At 67.3% G+C, this 25,147-nt stretch carries 27 protein-coding genes; 15 read left to right on the top strand and 12 right to left on the bottom strand.

The genetic code is table 11. From position 1 onward, the window contains the following. Window positions 1-23 precede the first annotated feature (23 nt). The 11 genes from CLM60_RS14315 to CLM60_RS14265 all read left to right on the top strand — a co-directional run bounded on the left by CLM60_RS14315 (window position 24) and on the right by CLM60_RS14265 (window position 8,790). Window positions 24-899 carry a lysophospholipid acyltransferase family protein gene (locus tag CLM60_RS14315; protein ID WP_095589812.1) on the top strand — a complete coding sequence of 292 codons (876 nt, stop codon included), beginning with the start codon at window positions 24-26 and terminating at the stop codon, window positions 897-899. Then, window positions 899-1,711 carry a glutamate racemase gene (locus CLM60_RS14310; protein ID WP_095589811.1) on the top strand — a complete coding sequence of 271 codons (813 nt, stop codon included), beginning with the start codon at window positions 899-901 and terminating at the stop codon, window positions 1,709-1,711. The genes CLM60_RS14315 and CLM60_RS14310 overlap by 1 nt, the downstream gene beginning before the upstream one ends. 111 nt (window positions 1,712-1,822) lie before the next feature. Beyond that, window positions 1,823-2,413, top strand: a complete 591-nt coding sequence (locus CLM60_RS14305) for a hypothetical protein (protein ID WP_095589810.1) — start codon at window positions 1,823-1,825, stop codon at window positions 2,411-2,413. Window positions 2,414-2,482: 69 nt separating this feature from the next. Continuing rightward, window positions 2,483-3,511 (top strand): N-acetyl-gamma-glutamyl-phosphate reductase, encoded by a 1,029-nt coding sequence (gene argC / locus CLM60_RS14300; RefSeq protein WP_095589809.1) that lies wholly within the window; start codon window positions 2,483-2,485, stop codon window positions 3,509-3,511. Window positions 3,512-3,593: 82 nt separating this feature from the next. After that, on the top strand, window positions 3,594-4,040 hold the full coding sequence (gene ccmE / locus CLM60_RS14295; protein ID WP_095589808.1) for a cytochrome c maturation protein CcmE: 447 nt from the start codon (window positions 3,594-3,596) through the stop codon (window positions 4,038-4,040). Window positions 4,041-4,106: 66 nt separating this feature from the next. Further along, complete coding sequence (locus CLM60_RS14290; protein WP_095589807.1) at window positions 4,107-4,718, top strand: holin-associated N-acetylmuramidase; 612 nt, start codon at window positions 4,107-4,109, stop codon at window positions 4,716-4,718. After that, a complete protein-coding gene (locus tag CLM60_RS14285) occupies window positions 4,709-5,242 on the top strand; it encodes a holin family protein (RefSeq protein WP_095589806.1) in 534 nt (177 codons plus the stop codon). Before CLM60_RS14290 ends, CLM60_RS14285 begins: the two co-directional genes overlap by 10 nt. Further along, window positions 5,239-5,418, top strand: a complete 180-nt coding sequence (locus CLM60_RS14280; RefSeq protein WP_095589805.1) for a hypothetical protein — start codon at window positions 5,239-5,241, stop codon at window positions 5,416-5,418. Before CLM60_RS14285 ends, CLM60_RS14280 begins: the two co-directional genes overlap by 4 nt. Window positions 5,419-5,504: 86 nt before the next feature. Further along, complete coding sequence (locus CLM60_RS14275) at window positions 5,505-7,481, top strand: heme lyase CcmF/NrfE family subunit (protein WP_095589804.1); 1,977 nt, start codon at window positions 5,505-5,507, stop codon at window positions 7,479-7,481. 3 nt (window positions 7,482-7,484) lie between these two features. Next, entirely contained in the window at window positions 7,485-7,940 is a 456-nt protein-coding gene (locus CLM60_RS14270) for a cytochrome c-type biogenesis protein (RefSeq protein WP_095589803.1), read from the top strand. 73 nt (window positions 7,941-8,013) lie between these two features. Next, window positions 8,014-8,790, top strand: a complete 777-nt coding sequence (locus CLM60_RS14265) for an enoyl-CoA hydratase-related protein (protein WP_095589802.1) — start codon at window positions 8,014-8,016, stop codon at window positions 8,788-8,790. Here CLM60_RS14265 and CLM60_RS14260 read toward each other — a convergent pair. The 3 genes from CLM60_RS14260 to gltX all read right to left on the bottom strand — a co-directional run bounded on the left by CLM60_RS14260 (window position 8,787) and on the right by gltX (window position 12,811). Beyond that, window positions 8,787-9,842 carry a Hint domain-containing protein gene (locus CLM60_RS14260; RefSeq protein ID WP_095589801.1) on the bottom strand — a complete coding sequence of 352 codons (1,056 nt, stop codon included), beginning with the start codon at window positions 9,840-9,842 and terminating at the stop codon, window positions 8,787-8,789. The genes CLM60_RS14265 and CLM60_RS14260 overlap by 4 nt on opposite strands. Window positions 9,843-10,024: 182 nt before the next feature. Next, on the bottom strand, window positions 10,025-11,320 hold the full coding sequence (gene gltA / locus CLM60_RS14255) for a citrate synthase (protein WP_095589800.1): 1,296 nt from the start codon (window positions 11,318-11,320) through the stop codon (window positions 10,025-10,027). Between the two features lie 87 nt (window positions 11,321-11,407). Continuing rightward, the gene (gltX, locus tag CLM60_RS14250; protein WP_095589799.1) at window positions 11,408-12,811 is read right to left on the bottom strand and encodes a glutamate--tRNA ligase; all 1,404 of its coding nucleotides are present in this window, start codon (window positions 12,809-12,811) and stop codon (window positions 11,408-11,410) included. A 77-nt stretch (window positions 12,812-12,888) separates the two neighbouring features. Here gltX and CLM60_RS14245 point away from each other — a divergent pair, with 77 nt between their 5' ends. Continuing rightward, window positions 12,889-14,916, top strand: coding sequence for a ComEC/Rec2 family competence protein (locus CLM60_RS14245; protein WP_095589798.1), 2,028 nt, complete (start codon window positions 12,889-12,891; stop codon window positions 14,914-14,916). Here the strand turns inward: CLM60_RS14245 and lexA are convergent. Genes lexA through CLM60_RS14210 form a run of 7 tightly spaced genes read right to left on the bottom strand, consistent with a single transcriptional unit; the run spans window position 14,910 to window position 20,419 of the window. Beyond that, window positions 14,910-15,599: a transcriptional repressor LexA gene (lexA, locus tag CLM60_RS14240; protein WP_095589797.1), complete on the bottom strand. Its 690-nt coding sequence runs from the start codon at window positions 15,597-15,599 to the stop codon at window positions 14,910-14,912. The genes CLM60_RS14245 and lexA overlap by 7 nt on opposite strands. Before the next feature lie 58 nt (window positions 15,600-15,657). Next, window positions 15,658-16,863 (bottom strand): molybdopterin molybdotransferase MoeA, encoded by a 1,206-nt coding sequence (locus CLM60_RS14235; protein WP_095589796.1) that lies wholly within the window; start codon window positions 16,861-16,863, stop codon window positions 15,658-15,660. Next, window positions 16,860-17,339 carry a cyclic pyranopterin monophosphate synthase MoaC gene (moaC, locus tag CLM60_RS14230; protein WP_095589795.1) on the bottom strand — a complete coding sequence of 160 codons (480 nt, stop codon included), beginning with the start codon at window positions 17,337-17,339 and terminating at the stop codon, window positions 16,860-16,862. The genes CLM60_RS14235 and moaC overlap by 4 nt, the downstream gene beginning before the upstream one ends. Continuing rightward, complete coding sequence (gene trpC / locus CLM60_RS14225; protein ID WP_095589794.1) at window positions 17,339-18,151, bottom strand: indole-3-glycerol phosphate synthase TrpC; 813 nt, start codon at window positions 18,149-18,151, stop codon at window positions 17,339-17,341. Before trpC ends, moaC begins: the two co-directional genes overlap by 1 nt. Next, a complete protein-coding gene (locus CLM60_RS14220; protein ID WP_095589793.1) occupies window positions 18,148-18,816 on the bottom strand; it encodes a uracil-DNA glycosylase in 669 nt (222 codons plus the stop codon). The genes trpC and CLM60_RS14220 overlap by 4 nt, the downstream gene beginning before the upstream one ends. Next, window positions 18,816-19,841 carry an anthranilate phosphoribosyltransferase gene (gene trpD / locus CLM60_RS14215; protein ID WP_095589792.1) on the bottom strand — a complete coding sequence of 342 codons (1,026 nt, stop codon included), beginning with the start codon at window positions 19,839-19,841 and terminating at the stop codon, window positions 18,816-18,818. The genes CLM60_RS14220 and trpD overlap by 1 nt, the downstream gene beginning before the upstream one ends. Beyond that, the gene (locus tag CLM60_RS14210; protein ID WP_095589791.1) at window positions 19,838-20,419 is read right to left on the bottom strand and encodes an aminodeoxychorismate/anthranilate synthase component II; all 582 of its coding nucleotides are present in this window, start codon (window positions 20,417-20,419) and stop codon (window positions 19,838-19,840) included. The genes trpD and CLM60_RS14210 overlap by 4 nt, the downstream gene beginning before the upstream one ends. A gap of 141 nt (window positions 20,420-20,560) precedes the next feature. Between CLM60_RS14210 and CLM60_RS14205 the strand changes: the two genes are divergently transcribed. After that, the gene (locus CLM60_RS14205; protein ID WP_095589790.1) at window positions 20,561-22,393 is read left to right on the top strand and encodes a divergent polysaccharide deacetylase family protein; all 1,833 of its coding nucleotides are present in this window, start codon (window positions 20,561-20,563) and stop codon (window positions 22,391-22,393) included. Window positions 22,394-22,404: 11 nt separating this feature from the next. Here the strand turns inward: CLM60_RS14205 and CLM60_RS14200 are convergent, their stop codons facing one another. Further along, window positions 22,405-23,295, bottom strand: a complete 891-nt coding sequence (locus CLM60_RS14200) for a LysR family transcriptional regulator (protein WP_095589789.1) — start codon at window positions 23,293-23,295, stop codon at window positions 22,405-22,407. Between the two features lie 101 nt (window positions 23,296-23,396). Here CLM60_RS14200 and CLM60_RS14195 point away from each other — a divergent pair, with 101 nt between their 5' ends. Together CLM60_RS14195 and CLM60_RS14190 are read left to right on the top strand one after the other, a co-directional pair. Beyond that, a complete protein-coding gene (locus tag CLM60_RS14195) occupies window positions 23,397-24,155 on the top strand; it encodes an SDR family NAD(P)-dependent oxidoreductase (protein ID WP_095589788.1) in 759 nt (252 codons plus the stop codon). After that, window positions 24,152-24,541, top strand: coding sequence for a carboxymuconolactone decarboxylase family protein (locus tag CLM60_RS14190; protein WP_095589787.1), 390 nt, complete (start codon window positions 24,152-24,154; stop codon window positions 24,539-24,541). The genes CLM60_RS14195 and CLM60_RS14190 overlap by 4 nt, the downstream gene beginning before the upstream one ends. On the opposite strand, the gene CLM60_RS14185 is transcribed toward CLM60_RS14190, so the two are convergent. After that, entirely contained in the window at window positions 24,538-25,065 is a 528-nt protein-coding gene (locus CLM60_RS14185; protein ID WP_095589786.1) for a carboxymuconolactone decarboxylase family protein, read from the bottom strand. The two genes, CLM60_RS14190 and CLM60_RS14185, sit on opposite strands and share 4 nt — an antisense overlap. Window positions 25,066-25,147 lie beyond the last annotated feature (82 nt).

The following is a 25,147-nucleotide window of genomic DNA, read 5'->3' as shown; positions in this document are numbered from 1 at the left end:
AAAGGTCAGCAAGGGCAAAGCGGATGGGATCGCATCACGCCACCAGAGAGATCAGCTATGCGCATTCGGCACAGACCAAGGGCGGGCGCGCGCTGATCCGGGTGCTGGAAAACGCCACCGGGCGGCTGCGGCTGATCCGCCGCGCGGCGGGCTATGAGGACGAGGTGGCCGCGGGCCGCGATTTCTGGCAGGTGATGGTCGAACGCTATGGGCTGAGCCTGGACATCGTTGGCGGCAACCTGTCGAACATCCCCGCCAACGGGCCGCTGATCCTGATCGCGAACCACCCCTATGGCATCCTCGACGGGTTGATGATGGGTCATATCCTGAGCTGCGTGCGCGGCGATTTCCGCATCATGGCGCATCAGGTTTTCCGCAAGGCCGAGGAACTGGACCGCATCATCCTGCCGATCAGTTTCGATGAAACGCGCGAGGCGCAGCGGGTGAATATCGAAACCCGCAAGACGGCGCTGGACTATCTGGGCCGGGGCGGGGCGGTGGGGATCTTTCCCGGCGGCACCGTGTCGACCGCGCTGACGCCGTTCGCGCCGCCGATGGACCCCGGCTGGCGCAGCTTCACCGCGCGGATGGTCGCGAAATCGCAAGCCACCGTGGTGCCGCTTTATTTCGACGGGCACAATTCGCGGCTGTTCCAGCTGGTCAGCCATGTGCATTCGACCCTGCGGCTGGCGCTGCTGATCAAGGAATTCAAGGCCCGCGTGGACGAACCCGTCCGCGTGGTCGTGGGCGACCCGATCCCGCAGGAGCGGCTGGACGCCCATGCGGGCAACCCCAAAGCAATGATGGATTTCCTGCGCCGGTCGACTTATGACCTGTCCCCAACCCCGATGAAGTCGTATGATTACGGCTTCGAATTCGAAGAGAAGCACAAAGCATAATGGCCGTTGGCATATTCGATTCCGGTCTGGGCGGCTTGACCGTCTGGGATGCGGTGACCAAGCGGTTGCCCGATGTTCCGTTCGTCTATTTCGGTGACAACGCGCATACGCCCTATGGCGTGCGCGATGCCGATGACATTTTCGACCTGACCACGGCGGGGGTCGAACGGCTGTGGGCGGCGGGCTGCGATCTGGTGATCCTGGCCTGCAACACGGCCAGCGCGGCGGCGCTGCGGCGGATGCAGGAAAGCTGGCTGCCCGAGGACAAGCGCGTGCTGGGCGTCTTCGTCCCGCTGATCGAGGCGCTGACCGAACGCAACTGGGGCGACAATTCCCCCCCGCGCGAGGTTGCGGTCAAGCATGTGGCGCTGTTCGCCACGCCCGCCACGGTCTCCAGCCGCGCGTTCCAGCGCGAACTGGCGTTCCGTGCGGTCGGGGTGGATGTCGAGGCACAGCCCTGCGGCGGGGTCGTCGACGCGATCGAGCAGGGCGACGAGATCCTGGCCGAGGCGCTGGTCCGGTCCCATGTCGAGGCGCTGAAACGCCGGATGCCGCACCCCGAGGCCGCGATCCTGGGCTGCACCCATTACCCGTTGATGCAAAACATCTTTCAGGATGCGCTGGGGGCGGATGTGACGGTCTATTCCCAGGCCGATCTGGTCGCCGACAGCCTGGCCGATTACCTGGACCGCCACCCCGAAATGGTGGGGCCGGGCAAGGTGTCGATGAACCTGACCACGGGCGATCCGTCGACCGTGTCGAACAAGGCCACCCAATTCCTGAAGCGCCGGATCGACTTTCACGCCGCCTGAGGGCCAATTAAGGCAAGTGACGCGGCGTCGCGTCACAATTGCGGCCCTGTTTCCGCCCCGTTTGATCGCCATATAACGCGGCAAGAGGGTTCCTGTGTGGAGAGTGAACGCATGTTTGGTTTTGGGAAGGTGTTCGCCGGTCTGGTTGCCGGCATGGCCCTGGCGGGGGCGGTTCAGGCCGCAACGGTCAGCGAGGCCGATATCGCCGGTGGCGAATTCAGCAGCAATTTCATGACGCCCACCGTCATCGACAGCGGCGTCAGCACCGTGACCGGCACCGGCGCCAGCGGGGCGTTCGACCTGTTCGCCTTCAGCGGGCTGGACACCGGCGCGCAGACGCTCAGCTTCAATTTCGCCGCGCCTGCGGGCATCGGCTATTCCTATTCGGCGGGGGGCTCGATCCTTTATAGCCTGACGCCGTTCGATTATGCCTGGGACGGTCTGACCGCGGGCACGTTCCACCTGGGCTATGGCGCCGAAACCGCCAGCGTCGACCTGTCGCTGCCCGACAGCTTTGTCGGCGATCTTTACCTGGGTCTCTATTTCACCTATGGCAGCGATATCTCGTATGGCATCGGCCTGCCTGCTAGCGTCAGCTCTGGCACCAACCCGCCGTCGCCGGTTCCCTTGCCGGCCGGTGGGCTGCTTCTGGGCAGCGTCCTTGCCGCAGCGGGCCTGTTCGCCGCGCGCCGCAAGCGCTGATCGCATCGGCCCGATATTTGTGACCGTGGCCCGGGCAATCCCGGGCCCGCAGCATGGATTGGGGGCCGTATGGCACATCGCATCGCGATTCTGGGGGCGTCGGGCTATACCGGGGCCGAGCTTGTCCGCCTGATCGCCACCCATCCCGGCATGGAAATCGCCGCCCTGTCGGCCGACCGCAAGGCCGGTCAGGCTATGGCGCAGGTCTTTCCGCATCTGCGGCACCTGGACCTGCCGGTGCTGCAAAAGATCGACGCGGTGGATTTTTCGGGGATCGACCTGACCTTTTGCGCCCTGCCGCATGTCACCAGCCAACAGGTCATCCCGCATCTGCCGCGCAACACCAAGGTGGTCGATCTGTCCGCCGATTTCCGGCTGCGCGATCCGGCGGCATACGGAAAATGGTATGGCAAGCCGCATGACGCGCCCGATCTGCAGCGCGAATTCGTCTATGGCCTGACCGAGTTCTACCGCGACGACATCCGCGCCGCGCATTTCGTCGCCGGAACCGGCTGCAACGCGGCCACGGGGCAATATGCGCTGGTGCCGCTGGTGCGGGCGGGGGTGATCGACCTTGACGAGATCGTGATCGACCTGAAGGCCGCCGTGTCGGGTTCGGGCCGGGCGTTGCGGGAAAACCTGCTGCATGCGGAGCTGAGCGAGGGGTATCATGCCTATGCCGCGGGCGGCACGCACCGGCATCTGGGCGAGTTCGACCAGGAGTTTTCGGCCCATGCCGGGCGGCCCGTGCAGGTACAGTTCACGCCGCATCTGCTGCCCGCAAACCGCGGCATCCTGGCGACGGTCTATGTCAGGGGCGACGCACAAACCATTCACGAAACGCTGAAAAACGCCTATGCGGCCGAGCCGTTCCTGCAGGTGCTGCCGTTTGGCGAGCTGCCCGCGTCGAAACATGTGCGCGGCTCGAATTTCTGTCATGTCGGCGTCACGGGCGACCGGATCGCGGGGCGGGCCATCGTGGTGGCGGCGCTGGACAACCTGACCAAGGGCTCGTCCGGCCAGGCGGTGCAGAACGCCAACCTGATGCTGGGGCTGGACGAGGGCGCGGGGCTGATGCTGGCGCCGGTCTATCCATGACCCTGCGGCATTTGCGCCGGGCCGATGGCACCGCGTTCCGGAATGCGCTAAAGTCCGCCAAGCGACCCAGGAGGAGGCAGCCATGCGGGGCCTGAAGAAACAACGTCGGATCCAGATCATCATCGTGGCTTTTGTCGCGCTGGCGGTGTCGACCGCGCTGATCGGCTATGCTATGCGCGACGGCATCAACTTCTTCCGCTCGCCCAGCCAGGTGGCCGAGGAACCGCCCGCCCCGAACGAGGTGTTTCGCATCGGCGGTCTGGTCGAGGAAGGCACGCTGCTGCGCGGACAGGGCGAAACCGTGACCTTTCGCGTGACCGATGGCGGGGCCAGCATTCCCGTGGCCTTTACCGGCGTGCTGCCCGACCTGTTCGAGGAAAACCAGGGCATGATCGGCACCGGGCGCTATGTGAACGGCACGTTCGAAGCCTCGGAAATCCTGGCCAAACATGACGAAAGCTATATGCCGAAAGAGGTCGTGGACGCGCTGAAGGAGCAGGGCATCTATCAGGAACCGAGCGGTAGCTAAGCCCGTTCTTAACCAAATCTGCGTGGAATTCCCCCTGCGCCCACTGATGGGCGGCTGGGGAAAACCATGCCAGATATACACGACATTGCCACACAGATCGTCACCCGCGAGGGTGGCTTTGTAAACGACCCCGACGATCCGGGCGGGGCGACGAAATACGGTGTTACCATCCACACCATGAAACGGCTGGGGCTGGACCTGACCGGGGATGGCCGGGTGACGACCGCCGATGTGCGCCGCCTGAGCCGGGCGCAGGCGGTCGAGATCTTCATCGATCACTATTTCCGCAAGCCGCGCATCGACGCGCTGCCGCAGGTGCTGCAGGCCAGCGTGTTCGACATGTATGTGAATGCGGGCGCCAATGCGGTGCGCATCCTGCAACGGCTGCTGGTCGATATGGGGCAGGGGGTGACGGTCGACGGGGTGATCGGCCCGCAGACCATCGCCGCGACACAGGCCGCGACCGATCTGGCGCGCGACCATATCGCCGATGCCTATGGCATTGCGCGGCGCAATTACTATTACGCCCTGGCGGACCGCCGCCCGGCCAGCCGCAAATACGCCCGCAAACGCGATGGCGGCAAGGGCGGCTGGATCACTCGGGCCGAGGAGTTCATTTCGGCCCGCTTTCACCTCAGCGCGGCGGAACATGCGGCACGGGTGGCGTCATGGGGCTGATCGGGGGGCTTGCCACGCTGCTGTTCGGCACCGGGCGGAACGTGGTGCGCGAAACGGCCGAGGTCTTTCGCGAAAACGCCGAGGCCGGGGCCGACCGCGATGCGGCGCTGCGCGGCGCGGTGCTGGACCAGTTCGCGGCCGAATTCGCTGGCCCCCGGCCGGGGCTGTTCGACCGGATGATCGACGGGCTGAACCGGCTGCCGCGCCCGATGCTGGCGCTGGGAACGCTGGGGCTGTTCATCGCGGCGATGGTCGATCCGATCTGGTTTGCCGCCCGGATGCAGGGCATCGCGCTGGTGCCCGAACCGCTCTGGTGGCTGCTGGGCGCGATCATCAGCTTCTATTTCGGCGCGCGGCATCAGGCCAAGGGCCAGGCGTTTCAGCAATCCATCGCCGATACCATGGCGCGCGCGCCGCAGGTGACGGGCAATATCCGCGCGCTTCAGGCGCTGGAAACCGGCGCGCAGGACCGGCTTTTGTCCGGCCCCAACCCCGCGCTGGACGATTGGAGGGCCGCGAAATGAGCCCCGCCGTTCTGGCCCATCTGGCGGCGTTGGCGGCGCTGCTGGGCATGGCCACGTCGCTGCACCAGTTCGAACTGGCCGGGGCGCGCCGGCTGACCCGGCGCCAGGCCGATTGGCTGGCGCTGGCGGTGCTGAGTTCCGGCGCGGCCTTTACCATGCTGGGGCTGGGCACCTGAGCCGCGCGCGAATGTGCCCCCCCGTGGCGCCGTGGCGCAGGCTTTGGCCATTGGCCTTGGCCTGCAATCGCCCTAATATCGGCGCCATGATAGTCGAACTTGGCCACTTTGCCCTGATCCTCGCCTTCGCCGTTGCCATCGCGCAGACGGTGATTCCCCTGATTGGCGCCCACAAGGGCTGGCCGGGCTGGATGTCGGTGGCCGAACCCGCCGCGTCGCTGCAATTTCTGTTGCTGTGCTACAGTTTCGTTGCGCTGACCTATGCGTTCGTGACCTCGGATTTCTCGGTCGGGCTGGTGGTGGCCAATTCGCATACCGCCAAGCCGATGCTGTATAAAATCTCGGGCGTGTGGGGGAATCACGAAGGCTCGATGCTACTGTGGGTGCTGATCCTGGCGCTTTTCGGTGCGATGGCCGCGTGGTTCGGGGGCAACCTGCCGCCCAGCCTGCGGGCGCGGGTCCTGGGGGTGCAGGCGTCGATTTCCGTGGCCTTTCTGGCGTTCATCCTGTTCACCTCGAACCCGTTCGAGCGGTTGCAGATCCCGCCCTTTGACGGGCGCGACCTGAACCCGCTGCTGCAGGATCCCGGTTTGGCCTTTCACCCGCCGTTCCTGTATCTGGGCTATGTCGGGCTTTCGATCTGTTTCTCCTTCGCCGTCGCGGCGCTGCTCGAAGGGCGGGTCGACGCCGCCTGGGGCCGCTGGGTGCGGCCCTGGACGCTGGCGGCCTGGCTGTTCTTGTCCATAGGCATCGGGCTGGGGTCCTGGTGGGCCTATTACGAGCTGGGCTGGGGCGGCTTCTGGTTCTGGGATCCGGTGGAAAACGCGTCCTTCATGCCCTGGCTGATCGCCGCCGCGCTGCTGCACTCGGCCATCGTGGTGGAAAAACGCGAATCCTTGAAAAGCTGGACCATCCTGCTGGCGATCATGGCCTTCGGCTTTTCGCTGATCGGGACGTTTATCGTGCGCTCGGGCGTCATCACATCGGTGCATGCCTTTGCCAACGATCCCGAACGCGGGGTGTTTATCCTGGCGATTCTGGCGGTCTTCATGGGGGGGGCGCTGACGCTCTTTGCCGCCCGCGCGGGCGTGATGCAGGCCAAGGGCGTCTTTGGCATGGTCAGCCGCGAATCCGCGCTGGTGTTCAACAACATCCTGCTGGCGGTGGCGGCGATTGTCGTCTTTTTCGGGACAATCTGGCCGCTTGTTGCTGAATTGGCTCTGGGTCGCAAATTGTCGGTGGGGCCGCCCTTTTTCAACATGGCCTTCACGCCCTTCATGGTGGTGCTGGCGCTGATCCTGCCGGTGGGGGCGATCCTGCCGTGGAAACGCGCGCGGCTGGGCCGGGCGCTGAAACAGCTGCGGGTGCCGTTCGCGCTGGCGCTGTCGCTGGCGGCGCTGGTCTGGGCGATGCAGACCGGGCGCTCGGCGCTTGGTCCGGTGGGGCTGTTCCTAGGCACTTGGCTGGTCGCGGGCGCGGCGACGGATCTGTGGATCCGGTCGGGCCGGGGTGCCATCGGGGCGCGCCTGGGCCGGTTGATGCGCCTGCCGCGCGCCGACTGGGGCAAGGCCGTGGCCCATGCCGGGCTGGGCGTCGCGATCTTCGGCATCGCGGGCCTGCTGGCGTGGGAGGTCGAGGATATTCGCGTGGCCGATATCGGCGAACGGTTCGAGGTCGCGGGCTACGGCATCCAGCTGGACGCGGTCGATCGCGTCAACGGGCCGAATTACCTGTCGACCATGGCCACCATGACCGTCTGGCGCGGTGATCGGCAAGTGGCGCAGCTGCACCCCGAAAAGCGGATCTATCCCGTGGCGGGCATGCCCACGACCGAAGCCGGGATCGATAACGGCTTTCTGCGCGACATCTATCTTGTCATCGGCGATCCGCAGGAAAACGGCGGCTGGGCCGTGCGGACCTATATCAAGCCCTTTGCCAACTGGATCTGGGCGGGCACGATCATCATGGCGCTTGGTGGCTTGCTCAGCCTGTCGGACCGGCGCTATCGTATGGCCGCGGGGGCGGCGCGCCAGCCCAAGGCAGATGCGGTCCCGGCGGAGTAGACCATGAAACGATTGTTGCTGATCCTGACCCTTCTGCTGGCGCCGCCCGCGCTGGCGGTCGAGCCGAACGAGGTGCTGGACGACCCCGCGCTGGAAGCCCGCGCGCGCGAGCTGTCCAAGGGCCTGCGCTGTCTGGTCTGCCGCAACGAAAGCATCGACGAATCCAATGCCGAGCTGGCGCGTGACCTGCGGCTTTTGCTGCGCGAACGGCTGGTGGCGGGCGACAGCGACGATGCCGCCATCGACTATATCGTCGACCGCTATGGGGAATATGTACTGCTGAACCCGCGTGCGGATGGCGCCAACCTTTTGCTGTGGCTGGCGGGGCCGGCGTTTCTGGTGATCGGGCTGGGGATCGGCATCGCCTTTATCCGGGGCCGTCGCAACGCGCCCCAGACCACGCCCCAGGCCCTGTCCGAGGAAGAACAGGCGCGGCTGAAAGAAATCATGGGGCAGTGACCCCGCGTCTTGCTTTTCCGCGCCCGCCGATCCCATAACATACCGAACAGTTCAGCAAGGTCGAGGAGCGGGCATGGACTATCAGACGATCACCCTTGAGATCACGGACGATCTGGCGGTTCTGACCCTGAACCGGCCCGATGTGATGAACGCGCTGAACGCCCAGATGCGAGCCGAGATCCTGCACGGCTTCAAGACGGCCGAGGGGCACGCCCGCGCGCTGGTGCTGACCGGGGCAGGGCGGGCGTTCTGCTCGGGTCAGGATCTGGGTTCGGACAGTTCGGCCGCCAGCCTGGATCTGGAACGCACCCTGCGCGACGAATACACGCCCATGCTGCGCAAGCTGAACGATTGTGCGATCCCGACCGTGGCCGCTGTGAATGGCGCGGCGGCGGGGGCGGGGGCGAACCTGGCGCTGGCGGCGGATGTGGTGATCGCGGCGGAAAGCGCGATCTTTCTGCAGGCGTTCACGCGGATCGGCCTGATCCCCGATGCGGGCGGCACATACTGGCTGCCGCGCCAGGTGGGCATGGCCCGCGCCATGGCCGCGTCGCTGTTCGCCGAGCCGGTCAGCGCGACGCAGGCCGCGCAATGGGGCATGATCTGGGAGGCCGTGCCGGACGCCGATTTCGATAGCCACTGGCGCGCCCGGGCCGCGCATCTGGCGCAAGGCCCCACCGTGGCCTATCGCCACCTGAAAGAGGCCCTGCGCGCCAGCCACGACAACAGCTACGACGCGCAGCTCGCGCTCGAGGCCCGGATGCAGGGCAAATGCGGCGACACCCGCGATTTCCGCGAGGGCGTGGTGGCGTTCCAGGAAAAGCGCAAGGCCCGTTACGAGGGGCGCTAGCGGCGCGGCAGCAGCGCGGCTTCGAACCGTTTCAGGGTCTTGCGCGCGGTGGTGCCGAACCGCTGCCAGTCGCGGTGGCGCAGTTCGGGGAAGATCGCGTAAAGCTCGGCCCGCGCGGCCCGCGACAGGTGCGATGCGCCGACCGTCCCGGGAAAGAAGCTTTCCACCGGCAGGCCCGAGGCGCGCACGATCTCGTGCCGGTCGAACATGAAGTGCCAGTATTCCACCTGCGCCAGCCCGTCCGCGACCGTGATCCCGGCGCGGCCCAGCAAAAAGCGCGCGGGCACAAAGACCTCGCACTGTCCGAAATAAAGATCGCACAGCCCGCTGCGGACCATCACGCGATGGGCCGGTGACAGCAGAACGTCCCGGTCGGGCACGCCCGGCCCCATGGCGTCCGCGCCGATCCGGACCGGGCGCAGCGCGGGGTTGGCGCCGCCCAGCGGGATCTGCCGCCCCGCGATCCAGCAGATCGGGCGCGGCCCGTGATCCAGCGTGTCGACCAGCGTGCCCACCGACAGATCCTCGACCCGGCGCGGCCCGGCGGGCGTGTCGATCAGGGTGCCGCGCACGAAGCAGACCACCAGATCGGGATTGGCGGCGGCGACCTCGGTCATGTCCAGCTCGCCATCGGCATCGCTGCCGCCAAGATCCTGGCCCTGCACCGCGACGAATTCCGTCGCCCCGTCGAAGCCGTTCAGGTTGACGGCGAATTGCGTGCCGCCGAACAGGCCGAAGATGATGTAATCATCCCCCGCGCCGGTATCGGTATAGGCATCCGGCGTCGCGAAATTGGCCGACACCACGGGTGCTGCCCCGGGCACCAGATTGCCGCTGCCGTCATCGACCGCCGGATAGACCGCGAAGAACTGGCCATTGGCGGCCTCGGGCGTGTCGCCGGTCACGCGGATCAGGAAAAACCGGCTGTCGGCGTCGCCCAGCGGCGACAGGCCGTTCAACTGTATCGTCGACAACCCGCCGGGAAAGGTGACGGTCGACGAGGTATAGGTCGCGATCTGGTCGCCGGACAGAAGGAAGGTTTCCCCAGCCAAACGCGGATCCCCCAAACTGCCGCCCCGGGGCCGTCATGGCCGACCGGGCGCGTGAACAGGATATCAGGTCGCGCCATCATAGCGGGTTTCGCTGGCGCCAAGGGAAAAATTACGATGTCAGGCGCGAAACGACAAAGGCCGCCCGGTGGGGGCGGCCTGTATTCGGTTTTGTAAGCCCGGGTTTACCGGTCTTCGACATCCACATAATCGCGCAGCGTCGCGCCGGTATAAAGCTGGCGCGGGCGGCCGATTTTCAGCGCCGGATCGGCCAGCTGCTCTTTCCACTGGCTGACCCAGCCCACGGTGCGCGAAAGCGCGAAGATCGGCGTGAACATCGAGGTCGGGAAGCCCATCGCCTCGAGGATGATGCCCGAATAGAAATCCACGTTCGGGAACAGCTTCTTCTCGGCGAAATAGGGATCGGCCAGCGCGGCGGCTTCCAGCTCTTTCGCGACCTGCAGGGTGGGGTTGTCTTCCACGCCCAGCAGATCCAGAACCTCGTCCGCGGATTGCTTCATCACGGTCGCGCGCGGGTCGAAATTCTTGTAGACCCGGTGGCCGAAGCCCATCAGGCGGAACGGATCGTTCTTGTCCTTGGCACGGGCGATGAATTCGGGGATCCGGTCGACGGTGCCGATCTCGCGCAGCATCTCCAGACAGGCCTGGTTGGCGCCACCATGCGACGGCCCCCACAGGCAGGCGATGCCGGCGGCGATACAGGCAAACGGGTTTGCCCCCGAGCTTGAGGCCAGCCGCACGGTCGAAGTCGACGCGTTTTGTTCGTGATCCGCATGCAGGGTAAAGATCCGGTCCATCGCGCGGGCCAGGATCGGGTCGACCTGATATTCCTCGGCCGGGACGGCAAAGCACATCCGCAGGAAGTTCGACGCGTAATCCAGATCGTTGCGCGGATAGACGAAGGGCTGGCCCACCGAATACTTGAACGCCCAGGCCGCGATGGTCGGCATCTTGGCGATCAGGCGGTGGCTGGCGATCTCGCGCTGGCGCGGATCGGAAATATCGGTGCTGTCGTGATAGAAGGCCGACATCGCCCCCACGACACCCACCATGATCGCCATCGGCGGCGCGTCACGGCGGAACCCGCGGAAGAAATTCACCATCTGCTCGTGCAGCATGGTGTGGTGGGTGATGGTGGTCTCGAACTTCTCCAGCTCGGCCGCGGTCGGCAGATGACCGTAAAGCAGCAGGAAGCAGACCTCCAGGTAATGGGATTTCGCGGCCAGCTGGTCGATCGGATAGCCGCGATGCAGCAGCTCGCCCTTGTCGCCGTCGATATAGGTGATGGTCGATTCACAGGCCGAGGTCGAGGTGAAGCCCGGATCGTGGGTGAAGACGCCGCCCTGGCCATAGAGTTTCGAGATGTCGATCACGTCAGGACCGGCCGTCGGGCTGAGGATCGGAAGTTCCAGTGTTTTGTCGCCAAAGCTCAGCGTGGCAGTCTTATTGCTGTCAGCCATATAGATCCCTCTCTGTTTGAAAGACCGGCACGCGGACGGGCGCCGGTCGGTATCGTGGCGGCAAAAAAGGGACCGAAACCGGGCCCCTCAGCCCTGTGTATCTGCGATCCGGGCAAGCGTCTCCTCCCGCCCCAGGATCAGCATCATGTCGAAAACGCTGGGCGATACCATCCGCCCGGCCAGTGCGGCGCGCAGGGGTTGGGCCAGCTTGCCCAGCTTCAGGTCGTTGGCCTCTGCCACGTCCGAAACCACCGTCTCCAGCACTTCGCGAGACCAGCTAGCATTTTGCAACTGCGGCGTCAATTGCTTCAGTATACCAAGGGATACTGTATCCAGCGCCTTGGCCGCTTTCTCGTCCGGGGCAAAGGGGCGCGAACCCAGGATAAACCAAGCCTTGTCAAGCAGTTGGCCATAGGTCCGGCTGCCCTGTTTCAGCACCGACATCGCCTTCAGCAACCCGTCATTCTGTTCCGGCGACAGCGGCGTGTCGCCGCGGGCCTGAAGATAGCCCGTGACCTCTTGCAGCAGCGCAGCATCGTCCATCACGGCGATGTGCTGGCCCGACAGGTTTTCCAGCTTCTTGAAGTCGAACCGGGCGGGCGATTTGCCGATCCCGTTGAAATCGAACCACGCCTGCGCCTGTTCGTCGGTAAAGAACTCGTCATCGCCATGGCTCCAGCCCAGACGGGCCAGGTAATTGCGCATGCCGGGCGCGGGATAGCCCATCGCCTGATATTCCTCGACCCCCAGCGCGCCGTGGCGCTTGGACAGTTTCTTGCCATCGGGGCCGTGGATCAGCGGGATATGCGCCCAGACCGGCACGTCCCATCCCATCGCACCATAGATCATCATCTGCCGCGCGGCATTGTTCAGGTGATCATCCCCGCGGATCACATGGGTCACACCCATGTCATGGTCATCGACAACAACGGCCAGCATGTAGACGGGCGTGCCATCGGAACGTAACAGGATCATGTCATCCAGCTGATCGTTGCGGATCGTCACGTCGCCCTGCACCTGGTCGGCGATCACCGTCGCGCCGTCCTGGGGCGCCTTGATCCGAACTACGAAGGGCGCGTCGGGATGGGTCGCGGGATCGGCATCGCGCCAGGGGCTGCGGAACAGGGTCGACTTGCCCTCCGCCCGCGCGGCCTCGCGGAAGGCGGCGATTTCCTCCTGGGTCGAGAAACACTTATACGCCTTGCCCTCGGCCAGAAGCTGATGCGCAACGGCGGCATGGCGGTCGGCGCGGTCGAACTGGCTGATCGCCTCGCCGTCGTAGTCCAGCCCCAGCCAGTCCAGCCCCTTCAGGATCGCCGCCGTCGCTTCGGGGGTGGAGCGTTCGCGGTCCGTATCCTCGATCCGCAACAGGAACTTGCCGCCGCGCCCGCGCGCATAAAGCCAGTTGAACAGCGCCGTGCGCGCCCCTCCGATATGCAGGAACCCCGTGGGCGAGGGGGCAAAGCGTGTGACAACCGGTGCGTCGGACATGCGCGTTAACCTTCTGGAAACCATGTGAGAGATAGCGTTAGGGCCTGATTAAGCAATCGGGCGGATAAGGACAAGGGATGCAGGTGCTGAACGCGGTCCAGGCGCAGCGGGGGCATCTGTTCTGCTGGGTGCCGGTGGCGCTGGCCATCGGGATCGGCGCCTATTTCGCGTGGCCGGCCGAACCGGGCGGGCTGTTGCTGGGCGGCCTGGGGGCCGTTGCGGCGCTGTGCCTGGCGCTGGTCCGCTGGGGACCAGAGGAGACCGGCCCGATCGCGGGCGCGCTGGCCCTGATCGCGCTTGGCACGCTGCTGGCGGCGGGGCGGGCGCATCTGGTGGGCGCGCCGGTGCTGGATTATCGCTTTTATGGCGCCGTGCAGGGGCGTGTGGTGGCGCTGGATCGCTCGATCTCGGACGCGCCGCGCCTGACGCTCGACCGGGTCTGGATCGAGGGGATGGCGGCTGATCGCACGCCCGCGCGCATCCGGGTGTCGCTGCATGGCGAACCGGCAGAGCCCGTGCCGGGCACGGTCGTGCTGCTGACCACCCATCTGTCGCCGCCGCCCGCCCCGTCCGAGCCGGGGGGCTTCGATTTTCGCCGCCGCGCCTGGTTCGACCGCATCGGCGGCGTGGGCTATACCCGCGTGCCGATGGTGGTCTGGGCGCCGCCCGAACCGGGCAGCGCGGCGCTGTGGGTCTATCGGGCGCGCCTGTCACTGTCGCGCGCGATCCGGGACGCGATGCCGGGGGACGAGGGCGCCTTTGCCGCCGCGATCCTGACCGGGGACCGGTCGGCCATCGCCCGCGCACCGCTACAGGATCTGCGCGATTCCAACCTGGCGCATCTGCTGGCGATCTCGGGGCTGCATATGGGCCTGTTGACCGGCACGGTCTTTGCCGCGCTGCGGTTTCTGGTGGCGCTGATCCCGTGGCTGGCGCTGCGGGTGTCGGGCAAGAAGCTGGCCGCTGTCGGCGCTTTGGCGGGCGGCGCCGTCTATCTGGTGCTGTCGGGTGCCAGCGTGGCGACGGAACGGGCGTTCATCATGGTGGCGGTCATGTTCTGCGCCGTGCTGCTGGACCGCCGGGCGATCACGCTGCGCGCGGTGGCGCTGGCGGCGACGCTGATCCTGGTGATCGCGCCCGAAAGCCTGACCCAGCCGGGGTTCCAGATGTCATTCGCCGCGACCACGGCGCTGGTGGCGGTCTTCGGGGCGCTGCGGCGATGGCCCGACCGCTGGCGCGCCCCGCGCGTGTTGCAACCGGTTGTGGCGGTGCTGGCCTCGTCAGCGGTGGCCGGGGCGGCGACCGCGCCCTTTGCGGCGGCGCATTTCAACCAGGTCGCGCAATACGGGCTGATGGCGAACCTGCTGACCGTGCCACTGATGGGGCTGATGGTGATCCCCGCGGCGCTGGTGGCGGTGCTGCTGGCGCCCTTCGGGCTGGCCTGGATGCCGCTCGAGGTGATGCGCTGGGGCATCGCCTGGATCCTGAAGGTGGCGCATGTGGTGGCGGGGCTGGACGGCTCGGTCTGGCCGGTGATGCAGCCGATGGCGCCGGTGGTGCCGCTGCTGGCGCTGGGGGCGCTGTTCGTGATCCTGTGGCAGGGGCGCGCGCGGTTCGCGGGGCTGATCCCGGCGGCTTTGGCCTTTGTGCTTTGGGCCATGACCGAACGCCCGGCGCTGCTGATCGCCGAGAGCGGCGGGTTGATGGGCGTTTTGACCGATGCGGGCCGGGTGATGACCAAACCCAAGGGCGAGGGGTTCACCGCCCGCAGCTGGCTGGAAAATGACGGCGACCGCGCGATGCAGGACGCGGCGTTTCAGCGCCCGGGCCTTTCGGGCAGCAAAGGTAGCTTGAAAACAATGGTTTCGGGCGCGGCGTTCACGCTGGTTTCCGGGCGCGGCTGGGCCGAGAAATTGCCGCAAGCCTGCGCCGAGGGCTGGGTGATTCTGCCCCGCGTGCTGGAGGACCCGGCGCCCGCAGGCTGCGCCATTCTGGACCGCAAGGCGCTGGAAAAGACCGGGGCCATCGCGGTCTATGACACGCCCGATGGCCCCGAATTCGTGCATGCCAAACCCGCCGGTGGCGGGCGGCTCTGGTCTCAGTAATTGCGGATCAGACCGACCAGCCGGCCCTGCACCTTGACCTTGTCGCTCGGCAGCACGCGGGTTTCATAGGCGGGGTTTGCCGCCTCCAGTGCGATCATCTCGCCCTTGCGCCGGAACCGTTTCAGCGTCGCCTCGTGCCCCTCGACCAGGGCGACGACGATCTCGCCATTCTCGGCCGTGGTCTGTTCGCGGATCACCACCACATCGCCATCGTTGATGCCCGCGTCGATCATCGAATCGCCCTTGACCTCAAGCGCATAGTGATGCCCGCGCCCGGCCAGCATCGAGCCCGGCACCGCGACATTGTGCGACACTTGCGAGATCGCCTCGATCGGGGTGCCCGCGGCGATGCGGCCCATGACGGGCAGCTCCATCGCGTGCACGGCCTCGACCGGCAGCGCGTTGCCCGGCGGCGGGGGCGGCGCGTCGCCGTCGATCACGCGGGGGGTGAACCCGCCACGGTCGCTGCCATCGGGCATCTTCAGGATTTCAATCGCCCGCGCGCGATGCGGCAGGCGGCGGATGAAGCCGCGCTCTTCCAAGGCGGTGATCAGGCGGTGAATGCCGGATTTCGACCGCAGATCCAGCGCCTCTTTCATCTCGTCAAAAGACGGGGGGACGCCGTCGGCTTGCAGCCGCTTGTCGATAAATTTCAGCAAATCCAGTTGCTTGCGTGTTAACATTCTGCTCTCCCTCGCTCGGGTCCGCCCCGATTGCACTGGGGGCATGTTCTTTTATGTTCTACGCATGTTCCTGTTTTGTGTCAAGCCAGCCCGCAAGTGGCAGGTATTCCACGATTTCCCCGGCCCGGCGCGCCCAGTCCTGGGGCGGGCGGATCAGCAGGACATCGGCCTGTGCCAGCACCGACAGCAACGCGCTGTCTTGGCTGGTCATCGGGTGCAGGCCATCGTCGCGCAGCTGCGCCCGCATGTAATGTTCGCGCGGGCCGTTGGCGGGCATGTCGACCGCCAGCGGGGCCTGCGCGCGCGGGGCGCGGGCCGTGCCCAGATGCCGCATCTTGCGCAGCATCGGCAAGATGAAAACAATCCCACAAACCATTGAGGAGACGGGGTTTCCCGGAAGTCCCACCATGGCCGCATCGCCCAGCCGCCCCGCCATCAGCGGCTTGCCGGGGCGCATCGCGACCTTATAGAAAGCGGGCTCCATCCCCAGCTCGGCGGCGACCTCGGCCACGATGTCGTGATCCCCGACCGACGCGCCGCCGGTGGTCACCACCAGATCGGCGCCCGCCGCCAGATCGAACGCGGTTTTCAGCGCCGCCGGACGGTCCGCCGCAATCGGCAACAGCCGCACATGCGCGCCCGCCTGTTCGAACAGCGCCTTCAGTCCGAAGGAGTTCGAGGCGATGATCTGATCGCGCGCGGGGTCCTCGCCCGGCATCACCAGCTCGTCGCCGGTGGCGATCAGCGCGACCTGCGGCTTGCGCACCACCGGCACCTGCGCGATGTTCATCGCCGCCAGCAGCGTCACGTCGAAAGCGTTCAGCAAACGCGGCGGGTCCATGGTGAAGCCCGCGCGGAAATCATTGCCCGCTGGCCGCACATGCGGCCCGGCATCCAGCTGGGGCGACAGGGTGATCAACGCGCCGCTGCGGCTCACATCCTCTTGGATCACCACCCGGTCGGTGCCCGCAGGCAGCGGCGCGCCGGTGAAGATGCGCACCGCCTGACCGGGGCCGACCGTGCCGTCGAACCCGTGACCGGCGGCCGAGGTGCCGATGACCTGAAACTGGGCATGCGGTTCGGCCTCGACCCCGTTCACGGCATAGCCATCCATAGCCGACGCATCGAAGGGTGGCTGGTCGCGTGCGGCGCTGACCGGGGCGGCCAGTACGCGGCCGGCGGCGTCAGTCAGCGGCACGGTTTCGGACCCCAGCGGGGTTGCCAGCGCCAGAACCTGTTCCAGCGCCTCGGCAACCGAGATCATGTGCGCGCCTCGTACCGGCCCGACTTGCCACCATCCTTCAGCATCAGGCGGATATCGGTGATCTCCATCGCCTTGTCGGCGGCCTTGACCATGTCATAGACGGTCAGCGCGGCGGTGGTGACGGCGGTCAGCGCCTCCATCTCGACCCCGGTCTGGCCGCTGGTCTTGACCGTCGCGGTGATGCGGATGCCGGGCAGGGCCGCATCGGGGGTCAGGTCGACCGTCACCTTGGTGATCGGCAGCGGGTGACACAGCGGGATCAGCTCGGCGGTCTTCTTGGCGCCCATGATCCCCGCCAGCCGGGCCACGCCCAGAACGTCGCCTTTCTTGGCGCGGTTTTCCACAATCAGATCAAGTGTTTCCGGCGTCATCCTCACGCAGCCTTCGGCGGTGGCGATCCGGTCGGTCACGGGCTTGCCCGACACATCGACCATATGCGCATGGCCCTGATCGTCGAAATGCGTAAGCTCTGCCATCACATCCCCCCACCAACCGGCGGATTGGACAGCAGCGCCCGCGTCGCCCCCGCCACATCGTCCTGCCGCATCAGGCTTTCGCCGATCAGGAAACAGCGCGCCCCATACATCGCCATTTGCGCCAGATCCTCGGGCGTGAAAAGCCCACTTTCCGACACGATCAACCGATCCTCGGGGATCTGCCGGGCCAGCGTCTTGGTCACGTCAAGAGAGGTCTCGAACGTATTGAGATCACGGTTGTTTATGCCGATCAGGGGGGATTTCAGAAGCAGGGCGCGTTCCAGCTCTTCGGCGTTGTGCACCTCGATCAGCACATCCATGCCCCAGCGGAGCGCGGCGTCTTCCAATTCGACCGCCTGGGCGTCCGAGACACTGGCCATGATGATCAGGATGCAATCGGCGCCCCAGGCGCGGGCCTCGGCCACCTGATAGGTGTCATAGAGGAAATCCTTGCGCAGCGCGGGCAGGTCGACCGCCGCGCGGGCCTGGGTCAGGAACTCGGGCGCGCCCTGGAACGACGGTGTGTCGGTCAGCACGCTCAGACAGGTGGCGCCGCCCTCTTCATAGGCTTTGGCCAGCGCGGGCGGGTCGAAATCGGGGCGGATCAGCCCCTTGGACGGGCTGGCCTTCTTGATCTCGGCGATCAGGCCATAACCAGTGCGGGCGGCGGTAAACAGCGCCTCGGCAAAGCCGCGCACGGGGCTGGCCTCGGCCGCTTCGGCCTCCAGCGCGTCAAGGGGCAGCGCGGCCTTGGCGGCGGCGACCTCTTCCAGCTTATAGGTCTTGATCTTGTCCAGAATGGTGGCGCTCATGCCGGCTCCTTTGCTGTGACCGTCCAGTCGATCCCCGGCGCGCCGCGCGCCCGCAGCCAGGTGTTCACCGTCGAAAACGGGCGCGAGCCGAAAAAGCCGCGCCGCGCCGACAGGGGCGAGGGATGGGCGGTTTTCAGGATCAGGTGATCGCCTGTTTCGATGTGGATTTCAAGCGCTTGCGCCTGTTTGCCCCACAGAATGAACGCCGTGGGGTGCTGCGAGGCACGCGCCAGCACCTGATGGGCCAGCTCTTGCCAGCCCAGGGCCTTGTGCCCGTTGGCATCGCCCGCGGGCACGGTCAGCACAGTGTTCAGCAGCAACACCCCCTGGCGCGCCCAGCCGCGCAGGTCGCCAGTGGGCGGTGTCGCGCCAAGATCATCCTGCATCTCTTTGTAAATGTTGGACAATGACCGGGGCAGGGGGCGCACGTCCGGTTCCACGGAAAAGGCCAGCCCATGGGCGTGGCCGGGCGTCGGGTACGGGTCCTGGCCCAGGATCACGACGCGGGTCTGCTCCGGCGGGGTCAGGCGCAGCGCGGCGAAAATCTGATCCTTGGGCGGCAGGATGTCACGCGGATCGTTGGCCAAAGCCCGCTGAATGCGCGGCAGATCCTGCGTGAAGAACGGCAGATCGGCCCAGCCGCCCAGATCCGCAGGCGCGGCCATCAGGCCGCCGCAGCGGCCGAGGTCAGCGCGGCCAGCGCCTTGAGCTTGGCCAGCGCGTCGCCGCTGTCGATGCTGTCAGCGGCCACGGCAACCCCGTCTTTCAGGTTGCCCACGGTGCCCGCCACCATCAGCGCGCCCGCCGCGTTCAGCAGCACCGCATCGCGATAGGCGCCTTTTGCGCCGCCCAGAACGGCGGCCAGCGCCTTGCCGTTCTCCTCTGGCGTGCCACCGGTGATCGCCTCGAACGGGTGGACGGGCAGGCCGGCCTCCTCGGGGTGCAGCTCGAACTCTCGGATCTTGCCATCCTCCAGCGCGGCGACCCAGCTGATGCCGGTGATGGTCAGCTCGTCCGTGCCGTCCGAGCCGTGGACCAGCCACGCGGCCTCGGACCCCAGCGTGCGCAGCGTTTCGGCCATCGGCCGGATCAGGCTGCGCGAAAACGCGCCGGTCAGTTGCCGTTTGACGCCCGCGGGGTTCGTGAGCGGCCCCAGAATGTTGAAAATCGTCCGCGTGCCCAGTTCTTGGCGCGCGGGCATCACATGTTTGATCGCCGGGTGGTGCATCGGCGCCATCATAAAGGCGATGCCGACCTCTTTCAGTGCCTTTTCAACCACTTCCGAGCCGACCATCACCTGAATGCCGTTGACCCCCAGCGCATCCGCCGCGCCCGAGTTCGAGGAAAGCTTGCGATTGCCATGCTTGGCCACCGGCACACCCGCGCCCGCCACGGTAAAGGCGGTCGCGGTCGAGATCTGCAGCGTGGGCTTGCCCGACCCGCCGGTGCCGACGATATCCATCGCGCCCTCGGGCGCTGTGACCTTGTGGCAATGGGCGCGCATCACGCTGGCCGCGGCGGCGAACTCATCCACCGTTTCGCCCCGCGTGCGCAGCGCCATCAGCAACCCGCCGATCTGGGCGGGCGTCGCGGTGCCTTCGAACAGGATGTCGAACGCGGCCTCGGCCTCGTCCCGGGTCAGGGGGCGGTCGGCAGCGGCCGCGATCAGCGGTTTCAGCGCGTCGCTCATGCCGGGACCGCCATCAGATCCAGAAAGTTCTTCAACAGTTTGTGCCCGTGTTCCGAGGCGATGGATTCAGGGTGAAACTGCACCCCATGGATCGGCAGCGTCTTGTGCCGCATGCCCATCACCAGCCCGTTATCCAGCCAGGCGTTGACCACCAGATCGTCGGGAATGCTGTCGCGTTCCACCACCAGCGAATGATAGCGCGTCGCCGCGAATGGCGAGGGCAGGCCGGTGAAAACCCCGGTGCCGTCATGGTGCATCGTGCCCATCTTGCCATGCACGATCTCGCCCGCGCGGCTGACCTTGCCGCCGAAGACCTGGCCGATCGTCTGGTGGCCCAGGCAGACGCCCAGAAGCGGGGTTTCGGTTTCGGCCGCGGCTTCGACCAGCGCGGGGCAGATGCCGGAATCGTCGGGCGTGCCGGGGCCGGGGGACAGGATGATCGCCTCGGGGCGCAGGGCCATCGCCTGCTGCACATCCAGCGCGTCATTGCGCCAGACTTCGGTTTGCGCGCCCAATTCGCCCAGGTAGTGGACGAGATTATAGGTAAAACTGTCATAGTTATCGATCATCAACAGCATTTTGGGCGCTTTCGTGAATAGGGGGTGAACCGCAGCCACGGTCGGGGTATACATGTTCAGAGCAGCGTGCCGCGGTCAAGGGCCAAGGGCACGGTTATCGGTTGGATAAGAACGGCAAAAGCCGAACCGACGGAGGCGAGTATGGGCAGAGGCATATTGGGTGGAGCCGTTCTGGGTCTGGTCGTGGCGCTGTTTGGGGCAGGGATCCTGTCGTTATTGGCGCCGCCCCCCAAACGCGCGATGTTGCCGCCCGAACCCGCGATCACCGCCGAGATCCCCGCGCCGGAACCGGCCGCACCCGCGCCCGAAGTGACCGCGCCCACCGACCCCGCGCCGGTCGTGGCGGAACCCGCCGCGCCCGAAACCGTCGCGCCCGATCCCGCCGCGCCGCCGGTGGTTGAAACGGTCGAGCTGCCGCAGACCACCGCGCCAGAAGGCGGCGACGCCGCGCAACTGCCCGAGGATCACGCCCGCATCGTCGTCGCGCCCGAGGCCAGCCCGCCGGAACAGCCCACCGCGCCCGCCGATCCCGAAATGGCCGAGACCGCGCCCGCCGCCCTGCCGCAGCCGGTGTTGCAGCCCGAAGCGCCGCGCGCGCCCGAACAGCCACCGGCGCAGGATATGGTGATCGCCGGATTGCCGCCCGCGCCCGACGGCCCCGCCGGGCCGCCGCCTGCCGGTGTCGACCGCCCGCGCGCCGAAACCCTGCCCGAGGTGCCGCCCACCGCCACGCCGCTGCCGGTTCCGGCGCCCGACCTGCCCGCGGCGCCTGCCGTGCCCGCGCCCGCCGCGCCCTCGGTTCCGGTGGTCGAGCCGCTGCCCGATCCGGCGCAGCCCGCGACGCCGCTGCCCCGGCTGGCCCGTCCCGGCAGCGAACCGTCCCCGATTGGCGATGGGGTCGATCCGTCGCCCGCCACGCCGCGCGTGACCGATCCGGTGCCGGCCCCCGAACCGCAGCCGGCCCCCGAGATTGCCACCGACCCGGCGCCGCAGCCGCGCGTCCTGCGCCCCGGCACCGATCCGCAACCCGCGCCCGAGGCTGAGCCCGCGCCGCTGCCGCGTGTCGTGCGCCCGGGCACCGACCCCACGCCAGAGCCTGAGCCCGCGCCCGAAGCCCCCGTGGCCGAGGCCGAGGGCGAAGACCGCGCCACCGGGGCGCTGCGCGTGGCCGTGCCGGGACGCCAGATCAGCGTGCCCAAGGTGCGGGTCAACCGCCTGCCGACCATCGGGGGCGAGGGGCCGGCGCCTGCCGCGCCGGGCAGCCTGCCGGGTGGCACCGGGGCCGATACGGCGCCCGATGACGGCCGGGCACTGACACGTAACGCCGTGCCCTTCGATCCGGTCGACGGCAAGCCGCTGTTTTCGGTCATCCTGATCGATGCGCCGGGCACCCGCCTGTCGCCCGAGGCGCTGCGCGAACTGGCCTTTCCGGTGACCTTCGTGGTCGATGCCGCGCAAAAGGACGCCAGCATCGCCGCGCGCGACTATCGCCAGGCGGGGCACGAGGTGATCATGATGGCCGGCGGTCTGCCCGATGGGGCCACCGCGCAGGATGTCGAGGTCTCGCTGACCACCTATCTGAACCGGGTGCCGAACGCCGTGGCGGTGATGGATCCCGGCATCGCGGGCGGCCAGACCAACCGCGCCATGCTGCGTCAGATGGTGGCGATCGCGGGCGAATCCGGTCATGGGCTGGTGTCGTTCGAACGCGGGCTGAACGCGGCGCAACAGGTCGCGACCTCGCAAGGGGTGCCAAACGCGATGGTGTTCCGGGTGCTGGATGCCAAGGGCGAGGATGCGGGCACGATCCACCGCTATCTGGACCGCGCGGCGTTCAAGGCCGGTCAGCAGGGACAGGTGGCGGTGCTGGGCCACACTCGGCCCGACACGCTGTCGGCGCTGCTGACCTGGGCGCTGGCGGGCAAGGGGGGCGAGATGAACCTGGCCCCGATCTCGGCCCTGCTGACGCGATAGCCCCCGGGCGATCAGGGCCGGGGCACGCCAAAGGCCGATCTGGCGAAGGCGATGAACCGGACCAGACGCTGCGGGCGGTACCGGTCCCGGTGATAGATCAGCGACATCGGCTGTTCCGGCAGATCCCACTCCGGCAAGAGCGGTACCAACGCGCCGTCCCGCAGGCCGTCGCGCGCCAGCACCTGTGGCAGCATCGCGATCCCCATCCCCGCCAGCACCGCGCGCCGCACCGCGTGCCCGGCGTTCACGGTGATCGCCGCGCGGGGCGCCCAGCTGTGGCGTTCCGTGCCCCGGCTGAACCGCCAGGGACGGCGCCCGGTGCGGGAAAACAGGATCGCCCGGTGCCGGTCCAGATCGGCGGGATGGCCGGGCGCCCCCTGTGCCGCCAGATACGCGGGCGCCGCGCACAGCACCATCCGATAGGGCGCCAGCCGGGTCTGCAACAGCGTGCTGTCCTGCAACGCGCCGATCCGAAAGGCCGCGTCGAACCCGCCCGCGATCAGATCCTCGTTGCTGTCCGACAGCACCAGATCGAACGTGACCTCGGGCGCCTGTTGGGTGAACGCCCCCAGCGCGGGCATCAGCGCCTCGGTCCCGAAGCTGACCGGCGCGGCGATGCGCAACAGCCCCTGCGGGCGCTCAAGCTGGTCGCTGGCGCTGCCTTCCGAGCGGGCGACCAGCTCCAGGATGTCGCGGCAATGCTCCAGGTAATTCGCGCCGAATTCGGTCAGGCTGTGCTGGCGCGTGGTGCGGTTCAGCAGCCGCGATTGCAGGTGATCCTCCAGCGCGGCGATCCGTTGGCCCACCAGCGCGCTGGTCACGTTCAGCCGCCGCGCCGCCGCCGCCATCGACCCGTCCTGGGCGACGGTGACAAAGGTGCGCATGGCGGTGAACAGGTCCATTCAAAAGTATTCCTTTGTAAAGAGCCAATGGATAACCGGATTATCACCCGAAATCTATGACATTACCCTGCCAGCCATCGCAAGCAAAACGAGAGCATGGCATGAACAACCGATTTGAGGACCGCGTGGTGCTGGTGACCGGCGCAGGCAGCGGTATGGGGCGCGCGGTGGCGCTGCGTCTGGCGCGCGAGGGCGCGGCGCTGGCGCTTTGGGGCCGCCGGGCCGCACCGTTGCAGCAGGTCGCAGACGAGATTGCCGCCACCGGCGGCCGGGCGCTGGTGCATCCCTGCGATATCGCCGATCCAGCCGCGATTGCCCGTGGGCTGGACGTGTTGATGGCCGAATTCGGCGCGCTGCACGGCGTCTTTGCCAATGCGGGCCATCTGGGCGCGTTCACGCCGCTGTCGGAAGTCGCGCCTGAGGCGTTCGACGAACTGGTGCGGGTGAACCTGATCGGCACCCAGCAGACGGTCGCGCAATGCCTGGCGCGGATGGGCGCGGGCGCGGCGCTGATCAATGCGTCCTGGACCGCCGGGGCGGTGATGCCCGGCACCGGCGCCTATGCCGCGACCAAGGCGGGGCTTGCGGCCATAACGCGGGTCTTCGCGGTCGAGGCCGGGCCGCGCGGCCAGCGGGTGAACGCGATCAGCCCCGGCGTTATCCTGACGCCGATGGCGGCGCAGGTGCTGGACACCGACCTGTCGCGGCGGCTGTCCGATCACACGCCGCTGCGCCGCAATGGCCAGCCCGGCGATGTGGCGGGCACCGCCGCGTGGCTCTTGTCGGACGATGCGGGCTTTGTCACCGGTCAGAACATCGTGGTCGATGGCGGCTTTACGCTGGGCGGGGTGCTGCGATGAGCGGGCCCAACGAAACCGACGGCCACGATCTGGCCGAGGCGCTGAACCCCGGTGTCCATGCGGTGCTGCAAGCGCGCTATGACCATCTGTTGCCGGGCATGGCCGATACGGTGGTCGACATGGCCTATGGCCGGTTCTACGGGCGTCCGGGGCTGGACATGCGCCAGCGCTATGTCGCGACGATTGCCGCGCTGACGGCTCTGGGCGGGCAGACCGAGCCGCAGCTGCGCATCAATATCGAGGCCGCGCTGAAGGCCGGTCTGTCCCGCCGCGAGATCGCCGAGACGATCTGGCAGATGGCGCTTTATGGCGGGCTGCCCGCCGCGATCAACGCGCTGAACACCCTGTTGGCGGTGCCAGAGGATCCCGGCTTCGGCGCGCCCTAAAGCGGGTTTTCCGCCAGCTCGCGCGCGATGGCGGGGTCGATCGGCACGTCATAGGTCATCAGGATCGTGCCCAGCACCGAATAGAACCCCACCGTCGCGATCAGGTCGAACACCGCCCGGGTGCCGATGGCCGCGGTCAGCGCGCGTTCCAGATCCGGCGGCAGGCGGTGGTGGTCCAGGATCGCGTCGACGGCCTGGGCCAGCAGGGCATCCTCGCCCTCGGGCATGGTTTTCAGCGCGGCGATCCGGTCATCGGACATTCCCAGCGCACGGGCGCGCGACACGTGATGCGCCCATTCATAGGACGAGCCCAGCCGCAGACCGGTGCGCAGGATCACGACCTCGGACCGTTCGGGCCCCAGCGCGCTGTCGCGGACCAGATGCTGGCGCAGCGGCGCCCAGGCGCGCAGCAGGTCAGGGTGATGCGCCATGGTCCGATAGACGTTCAGCGCCCCCGCGAACCCGTCGCGCAGGTCGTCGATTTCGGTGGGCCAATCGGCATCGGAAAGCGGGGCTGGGGTCATGGTCGGGGCCTGTGCGGTGATGTCTGTGTCGGGTGCGGGCGATTGTGGCAGGCCGCGCCGGGGCGGCCCACCGCCGGATACA

The organism is Actibacterium ureilyticum (assembly GCF_002285435.1).
In the GTDB taxonomy this organism is placed as follows: domain Bacteria; phylum Pseudomonadota; class Alphaproteobacteria; order Rhodobacterales; family Rhodobacteraceae; genus Actibacterium_C; species Actibacterium_C ureilyticum.
Note: the sequence above shows the minus strand (reverse complement) of the source record. Positions and strands in the feature narration are given on the sequence as shown.

Coding starts and splice junctions, on each gene's coding strand:
- CLM60_RS14265 (WP_095589802.1), top strand. CDS start 8,014: ATGGACTATCAGACGATCACCCTTGAGATCACGGACGATCTGGCGGTT.
- CLM60_RS14290 (WP_095589807.1), top strand. CDS start 4,107: ATGCCAGATATACACGACATTGCCACACAGATCGTCACCCGCGAGGGT.
- moaC (WP_095589795.1), bottom strand. CDS start 17,339: ATGGCAGAGCTTACGCATTTCGACGATCAGGGCCATGCGCATATGGTC.
- CLM60_RS14270 (WP_095589803.1), top strand. CDS start 7,485: ATGAAACGATTGTTGCTGATCCTGACCCTTCTGCTGGCGCCGCCCGCG.
- CLM60_RS14310 (WP_095589811.1), top strand. CDS start 899: ATGGCCGTTGGCATATTCGATTCCGGTCTGGGCGGCTTGACCGTCTGG.
- argC (WP_095589809.1), top strand. CDS start 2,483: ATGGCACATCGCATCGCGATTCTGGGGGCGTCGGGCTATACCGGGGCC.
- CLM60_RS14285 (WP_095589806.1), top strand. CDS start 4,709: ATGGGGCTGATCGGGGGGCTTGCCACGCTGCTGTTCGGCACCGGGCGG.
- CLM60_RS14200 (WP_095589789.1), bottom strand. CDS start 23,295: ATGGACCTGTTCACCGCCATGCGCACCTTTGTCACCGTCGCCCAGGAC.
- trpC (WP_095589794.1), bottom strand. CDS start 18,151: ATGAGCGCCACCATTCTGGACAAGATCAAGACCTATAAGCTGGAAGAG.
- CLM60_RS14315 (WP_095589812.1), top strand. CDS start 24: ATGGGATCGCATCACGCCACCAGAGAGATCAGCTATGCGCATTCGGCA.
- lexA (WP_095589797.1), bottom strand. CDS start 15,599: ATGTTAACACGCAAGCAACTGGATTTGCTGAAATTTATCGACAAGCGG.
- CLM60_RS14220 (WP_095589793.1), bottom strand. CDS start 18,816: ATGGCCGCGCCTGCGGATCTGGGCGGCTGGGCCGATCTGCCGTTCTTC.
- ccmE (WP_095589808.1), top strand. CDS start 3,594: ATGCGGGGCCTGAAGAAACAACGTCGGATCCAGATCATCATCGTGGCT.
- CLM60_RS14305 (WP_095589810.1), top strand. CDS start 1,823: ATGTTTGGTTTTGGGAAGGTGTTCGCCGGTCTGGTTGCCGGCATGGCC.
- gltA (WP_095589800.1), bottom strand. CDS start 11,320: ATGGCTGACAGCAATAAGACTGCCACGCTGAGCTTTGGCGACAAAACA.
- CLM60_RS14235 (WP_095589796.1), bottom strand. CDS start 16,863: ATGATCTCGGTTGCCGAGGCGCTGGAACAGGTTCTGGCGCTGGCAACC.
- trpD (WP_095589792.1), bottom strand. CDS start 19,841: ATGAGCGACGCGCTGAAACCGCTGATCGCGGCCGCTGCCGACCGCCCC.
- CLM60_RS14185 (WP_095589786.1), bottom strand. CDS start 25,065: ATGACCCCAGCCCCGCTTTCCGATGCCGATTGGCCCACCGAAATCGAC.
- CLM60_RS14210 (WP_095589791.1), bottom strand. CDS start 20,419: ATGCTGTTGATGATCGATAACTATGACAGTTTTACCTATAATCTCGTC.
- CLM60_RS14275 (WP_095589804.1), top strand. CDS start 5,505: ATGATAGTCGAACTTGGCCACTTTGCCCTGATCCTCGCCTTCGCCGTT.
- CLM60_RS14195 (WP_095589788.1), top strand. CDS start 23,397: ATGAACAACCGATTTGAGGACCGCGTGGTGCTGGTGACCGGCGCAGGC.
- gltX (WP_095589799.1), bottom strand. CDS start 12,811: ATGTCCGACGCACCGGTTGTCACACGCTTTGCCCCCTCGCCCACGGGG.
- CLM60_RS14280 (WP_095589805.1), top strand. CDS start 5,239: ATGAGCCCCGCCGTTCTGGCCCATCTGGCGGCGTTGGCGGCGCTGCTG.
- CLM60_RS14205 (WP_095589790.1), top strand. CDS start 20,561: ATGGGCAGAGGCATATTGGGTGGAGCCGTTCTGGGTCTGGTCGTGGCG.
- CLM60_RS14190 (WP_095589787.1), top strand. CDS start 24,152: ATGAGCGGGCCCAACGAAACCGACGGCCACGATCTGGCCGAGGCGCTG.
- CLM60_RS14245 (WP_095589798.1), top strand. CDS start 12,889: ATGCAGGTGCTGAACGCGGTCCAGGCGCAGCGGGGGCATCTGTTCTGC.